Origin of the sequence: Duganella callida, from assembly GCF_004614165.1 — a bacterium.
Lineage (GTDB): Bacteria > Pseudomonadota > Gammaproteobacteria > Burkholderiales > Burkholderiaceae_D > Rugamonas > Rugamonas callida.
Window position 1 is genome coordinate 1 of record NZ_SPVG01000273.1, and the last position, 18,895, is coordinate 18,895.

Genomic DNA, 18,895 nt, shown 5'->3' on the forward strand with positions numbered 1-18,895 from the left:
CCACGCCGGCGTTATCCCAGGTTAGCTCGAACACGCCGTTGTCCTTGCGTTTGCGCTTGGCCGCGTCGATCATCTTTTTCAGACCAAAATGGCCAGGCTCGTTGAACACGACGACGCTGCGGCCTTCCGGCGTGATGGCGGTGACGCGCGCGCCCGGTGTGCCCATCGGGTTGGGCCAGGCCATGTGCACCCAGGGCTGCGGCTGGCCGCGCCAGCGCAAAGCCTGGCCATCGATCTCGATGGTGAACTCGGTGGCGCTGACGGCGCCCAGCGCCTGCAGGTCGAAATTGGTCTGGCCTTCGCCACCGCTGGATGCGGCCGCATTGGCGACGCCGTTGGCAGCCAGCGGCGCGACCCAGCCGGGGAAGCTGGCCACCACCGGCGGCGCCAGGTTGATGCCCATGTTGGCCCAGGTCTTGACGCTCAGCGTGTCGCCACGGCGCACCACCAGCGGGCCGATGGTGGTGTTGAAGAACTTGGCGATCGCGCCGTCCGGACCGAATACCTGGCCGATTTCGGCATTGCTGGCTTCCTGCTTCGATTCGGTGGCGAACGGATACTTGGTCGCCAGGTTCTGGCGGAACGGCTGCAGCACTTGCGCCGCCCACACCTTGTTGATTTCCGCCTCGGTCGGCTGCACGATCACGGCGAACGACTGGATCAGCGGGCGCACCAGCAGCGGACGAATGGCGGCTTTCTGCGTGTCGGTCATCCCGGTCAGCATCTGCTCATCGACATATTTCAGCGCCTCGGCCAGTTCCGAGCCGCTGCCGTCCAGCGTCTGCTGCATCAGCTGCTTGGCGCCTGGACCGGGGTCGCCCTGGTTCTTGATCTGGTTGAAGCGGCCGCGCAGCCTGGCCAACTGCTCCATGTAGCCGCGCATCAGCGACGCGTCCTTGTCCTTGGCCACCACCAGCCGCGCCACGCCTGAAAATTCGCGGCCGACAGGGCCCAGCGGCAGCGCCGCATTCTGTACGCCGCTGGTGTTGACGTTGATGTTCAACTGCGATGGCTTCTGTCGCAATATCGTTTCCTTGAACCAGCCGGTCACGCCGCGCTGGGCGCGCTGCAGGCCGGCATCCAGCAGGGAAGGGTTGTCCCAGGAAGTCTGCTCGTAGACGGTGTTCATCAGCTTGTTCAGCGGCGAGGTTTGCGGATCGCCCAGGCGGTTCATGGCGCCGGCGGCCTGGTCGAAGTTCGACAGGTCCTTCACCGTCACGCCCTGCACGAACTTCTGCCATTCGCGCGCATAGTCGTTCTTGTACAGGTCCACCAGCGATTTCTGGATCTGTTCCGGGCTGCCCTCCAGCGTCAGGTCATCCTTGGACGAGGTTTTCAGCACCCAGTCGGCGCTTTGCAGTTCGCGGTTGGCCGCTTCGCGGAAGGCGTCCTGCACGAATCCCTGCCAGGCGGCGCGGGTGAAGCTGCCCGGGACCGCATAGCTGCCCAGCACCAGTTCCTTGTCCTGGTCGCCGACGATGGAAGCCACCGTCACCGCAGGGAAGCGGGTGGCGGCGCGCGCCTTGACGTCGGCATAAACGCGCTCGCGCGCCGGCATGCCGCGCACCACGCGGCGCAGATTGTCGCGGGTCTGGTCGACCAGCACCAGGCGGTTGTCGATCTGCGGCCACGAGGTGTCGTTGATCTGGGCCAGGTAAAACGAAATCATGCGTTCGGCGCTGCGTATCATCTGTTCGCGCGACATCGTGCCACGGTTGGTGTCCAGCCACACGCGCCAGAAGCGCGTGATCTGGTCGTTCAGATGGCCGGCTTCCGCGCGCGATTTATCGCCCAGCATCAGGTAGGTTTTCAGCGCGTTGTAGGCGTCTTCGGCGTCGGTTGGCGAGGCGTCCTTGAACTGCTGGGCGCTGTTGTTGATCGCGGCCGCCGCTTCCGCCTGGGTGGCGTTGGGCGGCGCCGAATTGCCGCCCGGGGCGGCCGATACCGGCTTGGACATCGGCTGCAGCTGGGCCGCATTGCCGTTCACCTCCGCCAGGAACGCTTCCAGCGTCTGGCCGACCGGCTTGAGCATCACTTCGCGCACGCCGTTGAAGTATTCTTCGCGCAACTTGCGGTCCAGCAGCGAGCCCTGATACAGACCGAGACCCAGCGACAACGGACTGTCTTCCTCGTATTTGTCCAACTGCTCGATGCGGTCCTGCAGGATTTCCAGCGCGGCGAAGCGCGATTGCAGGTCCATCGATTTTTCCTGCACCTTGATGGCCTGATCCAGGTCCGCCTGCACATTGGCCACCAGCTGGCGGTTGTTCATGTACGACCAGCTCCAGCCGGCCAGCATCAGCCCGGCGATGGCCACGGCGCCGAAGAAGGCGGCGTAGCGCACGCGCGTCTTGGCCGGGCTGGCGTACTGCGCCACCAGGTCCTTGTCGGCGAAGATCACCTTGCGGAACAGGTTGAGCAGGAAGTAGCCCTGCTGCTGGTGCGCCTCTTCATGGTCGGCGGGCTTGAGCTGCAGATCGAAGCGCTGCGCCACGCGCTGCGACGAGGCCGACACGGTTTCGCCTTCCTGCAGCGCGCTGGTGAAGTAGAAGCCGCGGAACACGGGCTTGAACTGGAACGGGTTTTCCTCGAACAGCGTGGCCACGAAGGTGCGCAGCGACGGCTTGATGGAGCTGAACTCAAGCGGGAAGGTGAACACGCCGGGCGGCATGCGCTCGCGCCATTGCAGCGCCATGTTGGCGGCGCTCAGGTCTTTCAGTCCTTCATACAATTCGTCGAAGCGGGCGTCGAACTGGTTGAGCACTTCCTCGCTGGTGGTGCTGCGGCTGTAGGGCAGGGTGGCGCCCCAGACCTTGTCGCGCTCACCGCGCTCGCTGTCCTGGAAAAACTCATTGAAACCGTTGATCAGGTCCGCTTTGGTGAACAGCACATACACCGGCGCGTGCACCTCCAACCGTTCCGTCAATTCCTGCACGCGCTGGCGCAGATTCTTGGCCAGGTTGATCGCGAACTCAGGACGGTTGCGGGTCAGCTCGGCCACGCTGACGGCGATGATGATGCCGTTGATCGGCGCCTTCTTGCGGTACTTCTTCAGCAGGTCGAGGAAGCCGAACCACTCGCCGCGGTCCTCGTCCACCACCGAGTAGCGGCCCGCCGTGTCGAGCAGGATGCCGTCGGTGGTGAAGAACCAGTCGCAGTTGCGGGTGCCGCCGACGCCCTGCACAATTTTGCTGTCGGCGAAGGGAAATTGCAGGCCGGAGCTGGCGACGGCGGTGCTTTTGCCAGCCGCTGGATTCCCGATGATCATGTACCACGGCAGTTCGTACAGCGCAGCCTTGCCCGAGGTCTGTCCCAGCTTGGAGCTCTTGATGGTGTTGATCGCGTCCAGCATGCGGGTGCGCAGGGCTTCGGTTTCCTGGCGCTGCGCCGGATCGGCCTTGACCGGCTTGTTGGCCTGCTGTTCCAGCATGTCGCCCAGCTTGCCGGCGGCGCGCTGGCGTTTGCGGTAGCGCCAGAACCAGACGGCGGCGCCGAACAGCAGCGCGATCGCCAGCACGGTCCACGGCACGGAAGCCGGCCATTGCAGCAGCGCCGCTGTCAGGAACAGCAGTGCGGCGAAGGCCAGCCAGCCGATGACGATCAGCGTGCGGCGTTGGGTCAGAAACAGCCAGAATTTTTGCATCATGATAGGACTCGGTTGCTGGGAGATGTCATGCCGCGGTGGCCGGGCGTAGCAGCGCGGCATAGCGGCGGTAAGGGTCTTCATTACTAATGCAGAGCACGGGGCCGCCGCGGTCCTGTGCTTCCGCATCCGCCACGGCCAGCGCGGTCAGCCAGCTGACGGCGCCGCAGCTGCCGCAGCTGCCGGCGATGCCGATGACGTCCGTGCCGGGATCGAGCTGCGGCGCCACGGACGTGACCACGTGCATCAGCTCCGTCACGCGGCTGGTGCGGTGGCTGGTGTCGGCGGTGACCAGGGCGATGTGGGCGCCATCGACCTGACCGTCCTGAAGCGCCTTGGCCGCGACGGTGGACAGGCAAGTGTCGGTGTCGCGCCGGACCTCGTCGGCGGAGACGGCGCGGCGGCCGCTGGCAACGGTTTGCAGCACGCTGCCGGGCTGGCCGGCAGCGGCGATCAGTTTGGCCTGGGCGGCATCGGCCAGCAGCAGGCCGGCCGCGCCTTCGCCGGGGATCTGGCCTTGCGGATGGCCCGAGGTGAACAGCGCGTTGCGCTCGGCCAGCTGGGCGATACCCTCCTCGCTCAGATGCGAGCCGGCGGCGATGACGATCGCCAAAAAATCCTGGCCCACATCGGCGCGTTGCGCCAGCAGTCGCGCCAGAGCCGCGCCGGCGTCGTCGCCATCGCCGCGTGTGGCCGCTGCCGGCGCGGCCAGACGCTGCGCTGGCCAGCCGGCTCGTGTCAGCACCTCGCGCAGCCACTGATCGGCGACCGCGGCCTGCTGTGCCTTCCAGTCGGAGGGCCAGAGCGCCAGCAGCTGCAACATCGGCGGCGCCGGTGTCACTGGCGCGCCCGGTGGCAGGCGGCTTTGCTGGCGGTCCTGTTCCTGCTGCAGCCAGGGCGCCAGATAAGCGTGGCCGAAGGCCTGCGCCGCCAGTTCCGCCAGCACCGCGCTGGCGGCGGCCAGCGCGCGCCACTGGGCGCTGTCGAAATGCGGATCATCCAGTTGCGCGATAGGGCGCCATTGCTGCAGCTCCTCGCGCAGGCCGGCTGCGTCGCTGTCGGCCAGCCGCGCGCTCATCACGGGATAGCCATCGTCGTCATACAGCTCGCTGTCCAGCGTGGGACGGGCGCCGGCGCCGGCCAGCGCGCCCCGCAGGGCATGGGCCGAGTCGCCATGCGGCACCCGCAGCGCGCTGGCGGCAATGGTCAGTGCGGGCGGCAGCGGCATGGCCACAGGCGTTGCCGTCGCGGTGACCTGCGCCGCCGACACCTGGTCGCGTGTGCGCTCGGACGCGAGGCTGGTCATCCTGTCCCACGCCTTGCGGCCGCCCCACCAGCCGGTCAGCAATGCCAGCGGCAGCACCAGCATATATAAAACCAGTTCGCTGGTGGCCGGCATGCGGTTGGTCTCGCGCCAGTACCAGATAGCGCCGCCCCAGCTGGCGCCGAAGGTGGCCAGCAGCAGGACGAGATTGCGCAACACGTTCATCGCTTATTTCCTCATCACGCCGGGCTGGCGCAGTTCCGCGTGCCCGAAATCCATCATCTTCCAGCGGCCGCCCCAGGTCAGGCCCAGCGACTCGGCCACCTCGCCGTACAGCTGGTAACCGCGCATGGCCCATGGATCGCGCTCGGAAATTACCAGCTTGCCGTCGCGCAGGAAGGCGCAGTCGGCGGCCAGACCGTACTGGTGCCAGCTCTGGAAGGCGGCGGCGTTGGTCACGCCGGAACCCAGCGCCGCCAGCGCGTTCTGGCGCTCGGGGCTGCGGTAGCCTTCCAGCAGCGCCATGTCGTAACCGTATTTTTCCTTCATGATGCGGAAGGCCATCAGCAGACGCTGGGCAAACACCGCGTCCAGCTGCGCCCAATCGCGGCTGGCGCTGGCCAGCATCGGCCGTTCGAGCTGCACTTCGGCGGTGGTGAACACCAGCGGCGGCAGCGCCGGCGGCGGCACCAGCTGTTCGCCCTGCAGCAGGCTGGCCACCTGTGTGTTGACCTCGCGGGTCGACGTTTCGTAGCCGGTCAGCGCCGGTTTGGCCAGCATCCAGGCCAGCAGCGGCGGCAGGCACAGCAGCAGCACGCCGCCCAGGCAGAACACCTGGTGCTCGGCCCAGAACTCGCGCAGGCTGCCGGCCGAGGCACGGCCCGAGCGGGTCAGGACGCCGACGCCGTCGCGACGACGCTGCGCCATCCGGCCCAGTCCTTGCTGCAGGCGCGCGCCGACGCCGGCCAGCGCCGTCATGACGAATTCGCGCCCGGACGGGAACAACACCATCCAGCTGATGAGGCATGCGAGCACGAAATAAAGCATCACTGCGAGTAGAAACACATTGTCTCCGGTTGATTCTAATGTCTAAAAAGCATTGCTTTGAAGTATAAATTAGACTTATGACAAGCCCGCGCACGATTGAACGACCGAGTCGTGCGGCACATTTTTCTTGAATGTCGTAAAGTCATGCGAAATTTACAAGGGAGCTTATTTTGCAAGAAGAAAATAATCGCCCGCCGACCAGCAGCCGGCCCAGCCTGCTGTCCAAGGAGCCGGCGGCGGAGACCGGGCGCAACGGCATTCTGGACGGGCTGGAACGCCGCCCGCCCGCCGCGGCCGCGGCGCGCAAGGTCGCGTCGAGCCGGAAGTATCTGCCGGTCGGGCTCGGTGCGGCGCTGTTGGTCCTGCTTGCGGCTGGTGCCTGGACCTGGTCGGAGATGCGGCCGGGTCCGCAGCTGACCTTGCCGCCGCAGGCTCAGGCGCAGGCCGCCGCTGCCCCGGCCACTGTCCCTGCCACTGCCCCTGCCCCTGCTGTGTCCGCCCCGACAGCCGCACCCGCCGAGCCAGCGCCTGCCGCACCGGCAGCGGCCGCCAGCATCGTCGAGGACACCGCCGCCGTCAGCCCGCCGGCCGAGAACGCACGCTCGCTGAAAGAAATGCTGAACGAGACGCCGCCGGCCAAACCGCGCGATGAGCTCACCGCCGCGCTGGAGCGCCCTCATGCGGCCCAGCACAAGCTGGCCGAAAAGAAAGTGGCGGACCATAAGAAAGCCGACAAGCCCGCCAAAAAAACGGTGCAGGTGGCGAAAAAAGCCGAGACCAAAAAAGCGCCGGCGCAGCCGGACAGCGATGTGGCATTGCTGGCGGCTTTGGTCGCACATGTGCAGGCGGGGCGACCGACCGCACCATCGACGCCGGCTTACCAGCTCAAGCAATGCAGCCGCATGAACGAGGCCGGCGCCGCGCAGTGCCGCCAACACCTGTGCTCCACCACTGCGCGCAATGAACCCGAATGCAAACAGCCAGTGGCGGTGAAGACAGCTTCGGAATCATGAGCGCGGCCCTGCTTGAACAGATCACCACGGCGCTGGTCCAGTTTGCCAGCGCGACGCGCCTGTACGAGCTGACGCTGGCGGATGGTGATGGTGGGGATCTCGGCTCCGGCGGCCTGCTGGTCGAAGCGTTTTCCGCCGACGACAGCGTGCAGGGCGTGGGCCCGCGCGACATCATCGTGCTGTCCACCAATGCGCATGTCGACCTGAACGCCTTGCTGGGGCAGCCGGCCGGACTGACTGTCAGCCTGGCGGACGGCAGCCGCACCACCTTCAACGGTGACATCACCCAAGCCGCCATGCTGGGCAGTGAAGGCGGCCTGGCGCGCTTCCGCCTGCGCTTGACGCCTTGGCTGTGGCGGCTCGGTCAGGTGCGCAACAGCCGCGTGTGGCAAGACAAGACCGTGCTCGAGATCGTCGACGACGTGTTCGGCGGCTATGCGCCGCTGGCGCAATGGCGCTGGAGCGAGGAGACGCAGCCGTTCATGGCCGACGCGGTGGCGCGCAGCTATTGTTGCCAGTACCGCGAATCCGATCTCGGCTTCGTGACCCGCCTGCTGGCCGAAGAGGGACTGGGCTGGCGTTATGAGCAGCTGGAAAATGCCGTCGGCGTGGTGCTGTTCGCCGACAGCAGCCAGCTCAGCGCGATGCCGGAAGACGCCAGCAGCGCGGTTGGCGGCGGCATCCGTTTTCACGGTGCGCGCGCCCGCGAGGCTTCGGATACGATACAGGCGCTGCAAAAGCACCGCAGTGTGACGTCCTCGCTGACCACCTTGCTCAGCTACGACTACAAGGCCAAGCGGGCCGTCAATGCCAGTGCGCCGTCGCGCCTGGGCGCCGGCAAACTGCCGCCACTGGAAAGCTATGATGTGCCCGGTCAATACGCCTATGCCAACGCGGCGCAGGCCCAACGCTATGCGGACATCCAGATGCAGGGCAGGGAAGCGGCGGCCCAGCGCTGGCATGGCCGATCCACCGTCCGCACCCTGGCGGCCGGCACCCGCTTCACGTTGACGCAGGGGCCGCTGGCCTCGCCTGCCGGCGCCGACAGCGCGGGCGACGCCGGTCCCGCCTACGTCCTGCTGCGCGTGCGCAGCGTCGGGATCAACAACCTGCCAGCGCCGGCGCAGGAAGCGCTGGCGGAACTGTTCGGCCCGATTCCCGAACTGCTGCGGGAAATCGCTGCCGGCGATCATGACTTTACGGACGCGCGCGCCGGTGTTGCCGACCGCGCTGACGACGATTTCGCCCTGGCCATCGCTCAAGCCCGTCAGACCGGTTACGCCAACAGCTTCGACGCGGTGGCGGCCGACGTGATCTGGCGTCCGCAGTTGCCGGGCAGTGATGGCCGCAGTCATCCCAAACCGACCGCGCGCGGCGCACAAAGCGCCATCGTCATCGGCGCCGACGGCCAATCGCAAGCGGCCGGCGCCGACGAACTGTATTGCGACAAGCTGGGCCGTGTGCGCATCCGTTACCACTGGCAGGACAGCGGCGATGCCACCTGCTGGGTGCGCGTGGCGCAACGCGCGGCCGGTGGCGGCATGGGCAGCCAGTTCCTGCCGCGCATCGGCCAGGAAGTGCTGGTGCAATTCATCGAGAACGACATCGACCGTCCGATCATCGTGGCCGCGCTGTACAACGGCCAGGGCGAGGGCGGCGTCGCCGCCACGCCCGGCGCACAAAGCAGCGGCGGCGATGCCGCCACCTTCCAGCCGGCGTCGGACCATGCGCCGTCTTCGCAAGGCAATCTGGCCGGCGGCAACAGCCCGCTGTGGCACGGCGCCTCGGCCGACAGCGCCGGCCACCGCAATGCCGCCGCGCAGTGGGGCGTGCGATCGAAGGAGTTCGGCGGCATCGGCTACAACCAGCTGCTGTTCGACGACACCGACGCGCAGGGCCGCGTGCAATTGCGCTCCACGCACGCCGCCAGCGAGCTCAGTCTGGGCCATCTGATCCACAGCGCCGACAACTACCGCGGCAGCCTGCGCGGCCACGGCGCCGAGCTGCGTACCGACGCCTATGGCGCCGTGCGCGCCGGCGCCGGCCTGCTGGTGAGCAGCTACAAGATCAACCACAGCGCCGACGCGCGCGAACCGGCCGGCGACAACACGGCCGGTATCGCCATGCTCAAGCAGGCGGTCAAGATCGCCGAAACCTTTAGCGAGGCGGCCAAAACGCATCAGACCGTCGCGCTGGCAGGCCATATCGGCGCGGCCAAGGCCAATGCCAGCAAGCTCGATGAGAAAGCCGCACCGCTGCAGGCGATGCTGAACGCCGTCTCCGGCATGGTCGGCAATGGCAGCCTGGATGCGGCCCGTGCCGATGCGGCGGAAAAGAAAACCGCGCCCGGCGACGACCAGCTGCCGCACAGCAGCTCGCCCATCATCGCCATCAGCGGCAAGAGCGGCATCGGCGTCACGGCGGGGCAGGCGGTGCAGCTGGCCAATGGCGAGACGATCTCCATGGTCAGCGGCAATGACAGCCAGTTCCTCAGCGGTGGCCAGTTACGCACGCATACGGGGCAGGCGATCGGCGTGCTGGGCGGCGCGGTCCAGCCGGGCGAAGGCGGCCTCGGCGTGCAACTGATCGCCGCCAGGGACGCCATCGACATCCAGGCCCAGGCCGACGAACTGAAAGTGCAGGCGCGGGACGACGTCAACATCGTCAGCGCCAGCGCCGAGGTGGACTGGGCGGCGGCCAGGCGCATCAGCCTGTCCACGGCGGGCGGCGCCAACATCACGATCGAGGGCGGCAACATCACGGTGCAGTGTCCGGGCAAGCTGACGATTCACGCGGGCAAGAAGAACTTTAGCGGCGCCGCCCAGCAGGATTACCCACTACCCGTGATGCCGCAGTCGATCTGCGTCGAATGTCTGCTCAAAGCCCGCGCTGCCGGCGCGCCTTTTGTCACGAGATAAGCATGAGCACTTACGCCGATTTGCAAAAGATCTATGTCGAGGCAACAGTAACCTGGCCCGATAATCATCTTTACTGTCTTGCCGATCACGCCGGCATGCCGGGCCTGCTGCGCGAACTGGATGCCAGTGGCATTGCCTGGACAAGCTTGTTCGATGGCAGCCGCGAACGCAATGCTCTGGAAGTGGCGCCGTTGCTGTTCCCGTTGGACGAGGAATCGAATAAGGAATATAGCCACCTGCTGCGCTGGGTGGAGGAACATGGCACCTATACATCGTCGATGTTGCTGATCAGCTCATCGTTGAATAAGGCTGAGCTGAGCAGGCGGCTGGCGCAGCGCCTGGATGCGCAGGTTTCGGAGAAGATGAATGTCATGCTGCGGTATTTCGATCCCCGCATCTTTGAGGCATTGCTGACGGTGCTCAACGAGTCACAGCGCGACGTTTTCCTGAGTGTGGCCGACTGCTGGTGGTACTTTGACCGCAGCGGAAAGGAAGTGCGCCAAGCCGCATCGCACGAACTGGTAGACCGTTTTGAAGCGCCGCTCGTGTTGACCGCAGAACAGGAATTCGCGCTGCTCGACGCCAGCGAAGCGGACCAGGTCGCAGCGCAGTTGCGCGAGATGATGCCAGATCAGTATTTGCAAATCCCGCTACCGCAGCAGCACGCCTTCATCATACGGCACATGGCGGCCGCGCGCGAGGTGGGCGTCGTCGCCACGCATGAGCTGTCGCTATACTGTGGCCTGGCTCTGCTGTATGGGGAGGACTTTGCTCTGACGCCGCACTGGCAGCGGTTATTGCAACGGGTCAGTTCTGGGCAGGTCAGTTTAAGCGACGCGGTCGCCAATGAAGATGGAGAGGTTGAATATGCAGCTTAGACGGATAGGACGATGGCTAAGTTTTATGTTGTTGTGCCTTCTGTGCGCCTGCGGTCGCGCCGCTTCGCCGCGACACAGTGACGAACCGGTATCGCTGGGAATTTTGGGCTATAACTACACCAACAAATACATCGACTCGTTTAGCGTGAACGGCCAAGGTGGAGGCAACATTCAGGTCAGTTCGCCCTCTAGTGGCGGTAGCGGCATCGTGTGTTGTGTATCTTACCGGCCTGGTAGCCCCATCAAAACAGTTCATATACGTTGGCAATCTGGCGCCTGCTATTTCAAGGAACAGTCTTCCTTATCCAAGCAGATGTTCGATACTTTATATTCTTTTTATAAGGAACAAGATGCCCCAGTGGAGGTGTTGACGGCAGACGATCCGCAATACATGGAAATACATTTTTACCCGGACGGCTCCATCAAGGCAGCGATAACGGCGGGAATTTCTGATCCGCGCTTGTCTTTGGATGGGCAACGCAATGACCCCATTCGCTATCCACGGTGTCCAAATGACCGCAAACCAAAAGAATGATGTAGTCGGCGATAGCAAAGCCCCCCCGTTAAGCCCAAACGCCGCCGCATTGCGCGATGCGGTGGATCAGGCGAACGCTATGGTGGCCGAGTCTGCTCCGAAATTGAAGGTGCAATCGGTCGCTGCGAGCTTGACTGCTGCGACAAAAAAAACGACTGCACTTCCTCCTGATAGCTGTCAGCAGTATATCTGGCTGAGTTTTTTCTTTGACGGAACAGGAAACAATCTCGACGCGGATGTGGGGACGCAGAAACATAGTAATGTCGCCAAACTGTATAGGGCTCATACGCCGACTACCCGAAGCAATGGTATCTACGGCATTTATATCCCAGGCGTTGGCACTTATTTCAAAGAGGTCGGGGACGATGGTGGCAGCACGTTGGGGTTGGGTACAGGGCGAATGGGGGATGCGCGCTTGGACTGGGCCTTAAAGCAATTTGACAAGCTCCTGAGCCCGCATATTGCGCGGGCCAAATCACCGGGCAATACCATCCGGGAGGTCAATGTCGCCTTGTTCGGGTTCAGTCGTGGGGCGGCGCTAGCGCGTGCTTTTTCAAATCATTTGCTAAGGGATCGCTGTACACAAGACAAACAGGGGAATTGGCGGCTGAAGAACGGCGGTTACCGTCTGCGCATACGCTTCATGGGTATTTTTGATACCGTAGCCTCGGTCGGTCTGCCCATGAGTACTAACAACGTGAGTGTCGTGGCGACGGCTTTCGGTGTGAAGCAGATTATCGATACTCGGCTCTTATCCAGAAATTACATAGCCTGCTGGCCGCAAGCGCTGGCTTATGCCAAGGGGGCCGCGCCTGGTGCCGACCCAGCGCCGGGCGTGTACGATGGCCACTCCGACTGGGGGGGATTGATGGCTATTCCGCACATGGTCGAAGACGTGCGCCATTTTATCGCCGCGCATGAATTGCGCAATTCTTTCCCTGTCGACAGCGTAAGCGTTCTCGTGGACGGCCGCGTGGCCAAGCCGGAGCAATTCCATGAGACGGTGTTTCCCGGTGTGCATTCCGATGTCGGCGGTAGTTACCGACCGGGCGAGGGTGCTCGTAGCCTGGATGGTAGGGCGAAGCTTGGCTTGATCCCGCTACATAACATGTATCAACTTGCTGTGGATGCCGGGGTTCCATTGCTGCCAAAAACAGCTTGGGGTGAAAACCAGTTTAGCGACTTCGATATGGATCCTTCGATGCTTGAACTATATAACTATTACCAAAGCAAAGTGCGCGGCATGTCGAATCTAGGACCGCTAATGAATGCTCATATGTCTTTATATTATGCGTGGCGTTTCCGCGCCATCCGGCGCAAGGCAAACGGCGATAGCAGCGAGGCGGCGGCTATTTCACGGAAAAGCAATGAGTTTCAAGCAGAGCGTGTCACTCTCGACCAGCAAATCGCCGGACTAGGCAAAAAAAATGATGCGGCCATGCGCGCGTTGTCGCAGGCAGACGCGAGAAGAACTGCTTACTTGCAGAGTAATTATGGCAATCCTGACTTGCCCGACTTGAAAGCCTACGACCAAAAAATTGCGGAAGCCAAGTCGCAGTACGACATGACCAAAGACGAATTGCTGCGCGCAAAAGCCAAGCGCGACGCTTTGCCCGATATGACAAAGTTTGCTTCGCTGGTGCAGATGTACGATCAGCAATTGCTCGCTGATGTGCAGGCGATACGGCAAGCCTATACCGCCAAGGGGCTGTTTGGCGGGGCGCCGAATACTGGCAAGCGTCAGGAATTGCGCCCTCACTACCGGGCGCTGATGGATGCATATGAAAACGAATACATTCATAACAATGGCCTCAAAGACGAGAAAATCATTTCGTTTTTTGACAATCTGGTGCACGACTCCTTGTCCGGCTTTGCTAAGGACGCTACCCTGCCGTCCGATCCACGCGTCGTTTATCTCGGCGGCGATGAGAAGTATAAGTACGCGATGATAGAGAAGAAGCCGGGAGCAGATGTATTGCAATACGCCAGCGTTGATCAGAAAAATCCAACTGAAGCCGCAGTGTGACTTCATCGTGCGCTGCCTGTTTGCGTTGGTTGTCAGCGGGGGAACGCCGTCTCCTCGCCTGCGATAACAGCAAGAATGACGACACAGTGCAAAGGTCACTATCATTTGGATCTGCCGGTAGGGTATAGCGTGAAAGCTGGCACGCTGGAGAGCATCAATCAAGGAGCAGCCAGAATCGGACGCATCGCATGATGATGGACTTAGTATATGCGCTCATACCGAATAGTCGAACGGCGGCATGGTGTTTTCTTATGGCACAAACGCTATCCGCCTGCGCGAAAGCAAACACTCCACGTGCCGGTAAGTGGGCACGGCATTAATTACGACGACCATGAGCTCGGTTACGTGGTGCTGGACCCATCGGCCATGAGCGCAACCTTGATTGAAGCGATTCCAGTTCCTTCGTGAGCCCAGCGTCGTTATGAAACTGATCTGTGGACTGTTATTCGCGCTGTTGCTGACAGGCTGCGATGACAAAAAAAATGACCTTACCATACAAAACAAGGTGAACATCTCGGTGAAATCGCACTGCATAGGCCACAGCACGATTGATCTGCCTGACGGCTATGCCCTGAAGTCCGGGGCCTCCGCAATTTTTACGCATGACCAGGATGAGGTGGAAGATGGCAACATCGATGTGGTCGAAAAAACTGGCATCAGCGGCGGTGAATTCAGGAAGCTGGTCGCGGCCCGTCATGCCGAGCTCGCCGACGACGAAGGGATGACGTCCAAACTGAGCGAGGTGCGGGATTTGCCAAATGAGGCAAAGCTGATGCGTGTGCACGTCATCGATGACGCGTATAAAAGTGAAATCCATTGGCTCTTGGATGATATCTATCTGGTTGCGTCAGTTAGCTCATATAAGAATCAGGTAGCAAAGTCCGAGGCGCTGTTGCTTGATCTCATGCGAAATGTGCAAGCTTGGAAAAATCCAATTGAAAAGGCTGCTGCGTTTTGTATGGGTGACGTTGCCGTCAAAGGCAAATACCGTTCGGAATCGGCTTCGTTCCATTTCGTGTCTCCTCAAACTCCCGACATTGCGTTTTCGGTGGACGTTGACACTTATGAAAAAGACGATGCGGTGTCTTTGCATCAACGTCTGGAAGGGCCGAACAGCTTGCTAAAGGCGCTGCCCGTCAAGCAGTCTGTTTTGCGTAAGGCGGAGATCAATGTCGCCGGGATGCGCGCGCAGGAGTGGGCAACTTCCCTGAGCCCGGGGGAAAAAGGAGATAAGGACTTGGCATTCTTCCTGGAGACCGTGCGCCCAGTGCCTTCCCCAGCCACGCCAAAGATTCATCTCGAAATGGAAGTGACAGGCGCAAGCGCAGCAAATGAAGCAGGCGCGCTGGCCCTGTGGGACAAGGTCAGCCGCAGTATCAGATAATGGTGCTCAATGCAGGTCAATGCAACCGGTATGCATATGAGGAGAAATAACCGCAAATCGAAGGAATAGTGTCACTGGTCGAAAGCCACGCCCACTATTTCATCCGCGGCACGCGGCGCAAAAAGGAAGTAGCAAGCACTTAATTTAAACCACATGGTCGCCAATAAACATGGAGCATAAAAATGCAGCCTGGGCCGGTACGGTCTTGGTGGGGCTGGTATTGTTGGGTGTTTTGTGCGCTTGCGGGCGCGGTGCGCCTTCGCACCACAGCGCCGAGCAGGTATCACTGGCGATTGTAGGCTACAACTACACCAGCAAATATATAGATTCATTCAGCGTGAATGGCCAAGGCGGCGGCAACATTTTTGTCAGCTCGCCCACCAGTGGCGGCGGTATCGTGTGCTGCGCATCCTACCGGCCCGGCAGTTTGATCAAAACGGTGCATATTCGCTGGCAATCGGGCGCCTGCTACTTCAAGGAGCAATCTTCCTTGTCCAAACAGATGTTCGATACCATTTATCCCTTCTACACGGAGCAGGATGTGCCGGTTGAGGTGTTGGCGGCCAACGACCCACAGTACATGGAGGTACATTTTTATCCCGATGGTTCGATCAAGGCCGCAATAACTGAAAAAATATCGCCGCCGCGGTTGTCATTGGATGAGCGACGTAATGACCGCACCCGTTTCCCACCGTGTCCAAATGACCGCAAACCGAAGGATTAATGTGGAGCGTGGCGTCGTGCGATCCGGCCAGCGATCCGCAACAAGACAGAGAGGCTGGATATGCAGCATGGAATGATACGACCTTGGTTGAGCTTTGTATTGTTGTGCCTGCTGTGCGCCTGTGGGCGTGCCGTGCCTTCGCGTCATAACGACGGACCTGTGTCGCTGGCAATTGAAGGATTTAACTATACCAGCAGATACATCGACTCGTTCAGCGTGAACGGTCAGGGCGGGGGCGATATTTATGTCAGTTCGCGCACCAGTGGCGGTGGCGGCACGGTGTGCTGTGCATCTTATTATCCCGGGAGTCCAAACAAGACAGTGCGTGTTCGTTGGCAGTCCGGTGGCTGTTATTTCAAAGAGCAATCGTCCTTATCCAAGCAGATGTTCGATACGCTATATCTGTTCTACAAGGAGCAGGACGCCCCGGTTGAAGTATTGGCCGCCAGCGATCCGCATTACATGGAGGTGCATTTTTACCCGGACGGTTCGATCAAGGCGGCGGTCACCGCGGAAATGTCCGCACCGCGCTTGTCTTTAGATGAGCAGCGTGAAGATCTTACGCATTTGCCACGCTGTCCAAACGACCGCAAACCGACGACTGACGTGGCCGGCGCTGAGCAGCGCTGAGATGTACTCAGCGATCCAGCCCCGCCGATCGCGCGATGTCGATATCGCTGCCGTAGTACAGCGATTCGATCTGCCAGCCGGTCTTCTTGTCGTAGATGAAGTTGTAATCGCCGACCCGCGTCGGGCTGATGTAGCGGCAGCGGGCTTCGTCGAAGCGGGTCTGCGGAATGTATTCCTTGCCGCCGGATTGCTTCAGCGCCGCCAACAGGCCGATCTCATCGCCGGCCGGACTTTTCTGGAACAGCGCGGCATAGTTTTTCAGGAACACCGGCCGCTCGATTTGCAGCGGCGCGGCGCCGTCCATGGGCGGCAGCAGTTTCAAGGGGAAGCGATAAAACCGGGCGATCTGTTCCGGCTGATTCTGCAGCGACGCGGTGCGGAACGCCTGCCAAGTGTTTTGCAGCGAGGCAGCATCCGGCTTGCTGCACGGTTCGGCGCGCGCGGCCGTGCTGGCGACGCACAGGGCCAGCATCAAGCGATATCTCATGGGGTTTCCTCGGCAGTAGACCGGCGCTACGATACCAAAGAAAAACGCCCCGCGCGGCACGGTAGCCGGGCGGGGCGGACAGTCAGGCGGCGCGGCTTAGTGCGCGTGACGGGTCAGCGGCTGCAGGTCCGGATCGGTCACGGTCGAACCGGGGTTGGCCAGTTCCTTGCGCAGCTTGTCGTGATCGAGCTCGTTTTCCCACTTGGACACCACCACCGAGGCCACGCCGTTGCCGACGAAGTTGGTCAGCGCGCGGCATTCGCTCATGAAGCGGTCGATGCCGAGGATCAGGGTCATGCCGGCCACCGGGATGGTCGGCACCACGGCCAGCGTCGCCGCCAGGGTGATGAAACCGGCGCCGGTGATGCCCGAGGCACCTTTCGAGGTCAGCATGGCCACGCCGAGAATGGTCAGTTCCTGGGTCAGGGTCAGGTCGGTGTTGGTGGCCTGGGCCACGAACAGGGCGGCCATGGTCATGTAGATGTTGGTGCCGTCCAGGTTGAACGAGTAGCCGGTCGGGACCACCAGGCCCACCACCGATTTCGAGCAGCCCAGGCGTTCCAGCTTGGTCATCAGCGACGGCAGCGCCGATTCCGACGAGCTGGTGCCCAGCACGATCAGCAGTTCTTCCTTGATGTAGCTGATGAACTTGAAGATGTTGAAGCCGGTCAGGCGCGCCACCGTCCCCAGCACCACGGCCACGAACAGGAAGCAGGTCAGGTAGAAGCAGCCCATCAGCGCGGCCAGCGGCTTCAGCGAGGCGATGCCGTATTTGCCGATGGTGAAGGCCATGGCGCCGAACGCACCCAGCGGCGCCACCTTCATGATGATGCCGACCACGCCGAAGATGGCGGACGACAGTTCGTCGATCAGCTTGGTGATCGGCTTGCCGCGCTCGCCGAGCAGCGACAGCGAGAAGCCGAACAGGATGGCGATCAGCAGCACCTGCAGGATGTCGCCCTTGGCAAAGGCGTCGACCACGGTGTTGGGGATGATGTTCATCAGGAAGTCCACCGTGGACTGGTGCTTGGCCTTTTCGGTGAACTCGGCGATGGACTTGGTGTCCAGGGTGGCGGGGTCGGCGTTGAAGCCGGCGCCCGGACGGGCGATGTTGGCGACGAACAGGCCGATCACCAGCGCGAAGGTGGAGATCACCTCGAAGTACAGCAGCGCCTTGCCGCCGACGCGGCCGATTTTTTTCACGTCCTGCATGCCGGCGATGCCGGACACGACGGTACAGAAGATCACTGGCGCGATGATCATCTTGATCAGCTTGACGAAGCCGTCGCCCAGCGGTTTCATGGCCACCGCGTCGGATGGCAGATAGATGCCCAGCAGGATGCCGCAGGCAATCGCAAACAGCACCTGGACGTACAGGATTTTATAGAACGGTTTTTTCACGGGGTCTCCTCGTGCATTACTTGAAGGCCAGATGATCCTCCAGCTTGACAGATATCACCATTGTGGAAAGCCGCAAATTCGCGCCAGTGATATCTGCCTGAAGTAAGGGATACTACGTATTCGGCTCTGACCCCGACTCTGTTACTGCGCGACCCAGCCGCCGTCCATGTTCCAGGCGACGCCGCGCACCTGCTTGGCGGCGTCCGAGCACAGGAATACGGCCAGCGCGCCCAGTTCCTCCGGGGTGACGAATTCGCCGGCCGGTTGTTTGTCGGCCAGCAGCGCCTTTTTGGCCTGGTCGTTGCTGATGCCGTCCCTGGCGGCGCGGTCGTCCACCTGCTTCTGTACCAGCGGGGTCAGTACGAAGCCGGGGCAGATGGCGTTGACGGTGACGCCGGTGGTGGCGGTCTCCAGCGCATTGGCCTTGGTCAGGCCGATCAGGCCGTGCTTGGCCGCGACGTAGGCCGATTTGCCGGCCGAGGCCACCAGGCCGTGGGTCGAGGCCAGGTTGATGATGCGGCCCCAGTTCTTTTCACGCATGCGCGGCAGCACCAGGCGCGAGGTGTGGAAGGCCGAGGTCAGGTTGATGGCGATGATGGCGTCCCATTTTTCGACCGGGAAGTCTTCGACGTTGGCGACGTACTGGATGCCGGCGTTATTGACCAGCACGTCCACGCCGCCCAGCTTGTCGCCGGCGAAGGCGATCATGGCTTCGATTTCCTGCGGCTTGGTCATGTCGGCGTTGTGGTAGGCCACTTGTACGCCGTACTCCTTGGCCAGGTCGGCCTGCAGCTGGTCGATGTCCTTGCTGTCGCCGAAGCCGTTCAGCAGCACGTTCGCGCCTTCGGCGGCCAGCGAGCGGGCAATGCCCAGGCCGATGCCGGAGGTGGAACCGGTGACCAGGGCGGTCTTGCCGCTCAAACTCTTGTTTGCCATAGTGTCCTC

At 62.2% G+C, this 18,895-nt stretch carries 14 protein-coding genes; 8 read left to right on the forward strand and 6 right to left on the reverse strand.

Annotated elements, in window-relative coordinates; all coding sequences use genetic code 11:
• From tssM to E4L98_RS28725, 3 genes are all read right to left on the reverse strand, one after another.
• Positions 1-3,643, reverse strand: a 3,643-nt coding sequence (gene tssM, locus E4L98_RS28715; protein WP_229257617.1) for a type VI secretion system membrane subunit TssM, incomplete at its 3' end; no start/stop codon positions are given.
• A 28-nt stretch (positions 3,644-3,671) separates the two neighbouring features.
• Entirely contained in the window at positions 3,672-5,132 is a 1,461-nt protein-coding gene (locus E4L98_RS28720) for a hypothetical protein (RefSeq protein ID WP_135204957.1), read from the reverse strand.
• 3 nt (positions 5,133-5,135) lie between these two features.
• On the reverse strand, positions 5,136-5,972 hold the full coding sequence (locus E4L98_RS28725; protein WP_135204958.1) for a M15 family metallopeptidase: 837 nt from the start codon (positions 5,970-5,972) through the stop codon (positions 5,136-5,138).
• 152 nt (positions 5,973-6,124) lie between these two features.
• On the opposite strand from E4L98_RS28725, the gene E4L98_RS28730 reads away from it, so the two are divergent.
• The 8 genes from E4L98_RS28730 (at position 6,125) to E4L98_RS28765 (ending at position 16,062) form a co-directional block, all read left to right on the forward strand.
• Positions 6,125-6,967: a hypothetical protein gene (locus tag E4L98_RS28730; RefSeq protein ID WP_135204959.1), complete on the forward strand. Its 843-nt coding sequence runs from the start codon at positions 6,125-6,127 to the stop codon at positions 6,965-6,967.
• Positions 6,964-9,885, forward strand: coding sequence for a type VI secretion system Vgr family protein (locus E4L98_RS28735; protein WP_135204976.1), 2,922 nt, complete (start codon positions 6,964-6,966; stop codon positions 9,883-9,885). Before E4L98_RS28730 ends, E4L98_RS28735 begins: the two co-directional genes overlap by 4 nt.
• A 2-nt stretch (positions 9,886-9,887) precedes the next feature.
• Positions 9,888-10,763, forward strand: a complete 876-nt coding sequence (locus E4L98_RS28740) for a DUF4123 domain-containing protein (protein ID WP_167761479.1) — start codon at positions 9,888-9,890, stop codon at positions 10,761-10,763.
• A 25-nt stretch (positions 10,764-10,788) separates the two neighbouring features.
• Complete coding sequence (locus E4L98_RS28745) at positions 10,789-11,298, forward strand: DUF3304 domain-containing protein (RefSeq protein ID WP_167761480.1); 510 nt, start codon at positions 10,789-10,791, stop codon at positions 11,296-11,298.
• On the forward strand, positions 11,276-13,324 hold the full coding sequence (locus tag E4L98_RS28750) for a T6SS phospholipase effector Tle1-like catalytic domain-containing protein (RefSeq protein ID WP_167761481.1): 2,049 nt from the start codon (positions 11,276-11,278) through the stop codon (positions 13,322-13,324). Before E4L98_RS28745 ends, E4L98_RS28750 begins: the two co-directional genes overlap by 23 nt.
• 421 nt (positions 13,325-13,745) lie before the next feature.
• Positions 13,746-14,708, forward strand: coding sequence for a T6SS immunity protein Tli4 family protein (locus E4L98_RS28755; protein ID WP_135204963.1), 963 nt, complete (start codon positions 13,746-13,748; stop codon positions 14,706-14,708).
• Positions 14,709-14,877: 169 nt separating this feature from the next.
• On the forward strand, positions 14,878-15,432 hold the full coding sequence (locus E4L98_RS28760) for a DUF3304 domain-containing protein (protein WP_135204964.1): 555 nt from the start codon (positions 14,878-14,880) through the stop codon (positions 15,430-15,432).
• An 87-nt stretch (positions 15,433-15,519) separates the two neighbouring features.
• Complete coding sequence (locus tag E4L98_RS28765; protein WP_167761482.1) at positions 15,520-16,062, forward strand: DUF3304 domain-containing protein; 543 nt, start codon at positions 15,520-15,522, stop codon at positions 16,060-16,062.
• 7 nt (positions 16,063-16,069) lie between these two features.
• Here the strand turns inward: E4L98_RS28765 and E4L98_RS28770 are convergent, their stop codons facing one another.
• From E4L98_RS28770 to E4L98_RS28780, 3 genes are all read right to left on the reverse strand, one after another.
• A complete protein-coding gene (locus tag E4L98_RS28770) occupies positions 16,070-16,549 on the reverse strand; it encodes a hypothetical protein (RefSeq protein WP_135204966.1) in 480 nt (159 codons plus the stop codon).
• A gap of 96 nt (positions 16,550-16,645) precedes the next feature.
• Complete coding sequence (locus E4L98_RS28775) at positions 16,646-17,950, reverse strand: dicarboxylate/amino acid:cation symporter (RefSeq protein ID WP_135204967.1); 1,305 nt, start codon at positions 17,948-17,950, stop codon at positions 16,646-16,648.
• Between the two features lie 141 nt (positions 17,951-18,091).
• On the reverse strand, positions 18,092-18,886 hold the full coding sequence (locus tag E4L98_RS28780) for a 3-hydroxybutyrate dehydrogenase (RefSeq protein ID WP_135204968.1): 795 nt from the start codon (positions 18,884-18,886) through the stop codon (positions 18,092-18,094).
• Positions 18,887-18,895: the final 9 nt, after the last annotated feature.

What these genes read in the sequence shown, in the direction of transcription:
- E4L98_RS28720 (WP_135204957.1), bottom strand. Translation starts at nt 5,132, where the DNA reads ATGAACGTGTTGCGCAATCTCGTCCTGCTGCTGGCCACCTTCGGCGCC.
- E4L98_RS28735 (WP_135204976.1), top strand. Translation starts at nt 6,964, where the DNA reads ATGAGCGCGGCCCTGCTTGAACAGATCACCACGGCGCTGGTCCAGTTT.
- E4L98_RS28740 (WP_167761479.1), top strand. Translation starts at nt 9,888, where the DNA reads ATGAGCACTTACGCCGATTTGCAAAAGATCTATGTCGAGGCAACAGTA.
- E4L98_RS28745 (WP_167761480.1), top strand. Translation starts at nt 10,789, where the DNA reads ATGTTGTTGTGCCTTCTGTGCGCCTGCGGTCGCGCCGCTTCGCCGCGA.
- E4L98_RS28750 (WP_167761481.1), top strand. Translation starts at nt 11,276, where the DNA reads ATGACCGCAAACCAAAAGAATGATGTAGTCGGCGATAGCAAAGCCCCC.
- E4L98_RS28755 (WP_135204963.1), top strand. Translation starts at nt 13,746, where the DNA reads ATGAAACTGATCTGTGGACTGTTATTCGCGCTGTTGCTGACAGGCTGC.
- E4L98_RS28760 (WP_135204964.1), top strand. Translation starts at nt 14,878, where the DNA reads ATGGAGCATAAAAATGCAGCCTGGGCCGGTACGGTCTTGGTGGGGCTG.
- E4L98_RS28770 (WP_135204966.1), bottom strand. Translation starts at nt 16,549, where the DNA reads ATGAGATATCGCTTGATGCTGGCCCTGTGCGTCGCCAGCACGGCCGCG.
- E4L98_RS28780 (WP_135204968.1), bottom strand. Translation starts at nt 18,886, where the DNA reads ATGGCAAACAAGAGTTTGAGCGGCAAGACCGCCCTGGTCACCGGTTCC.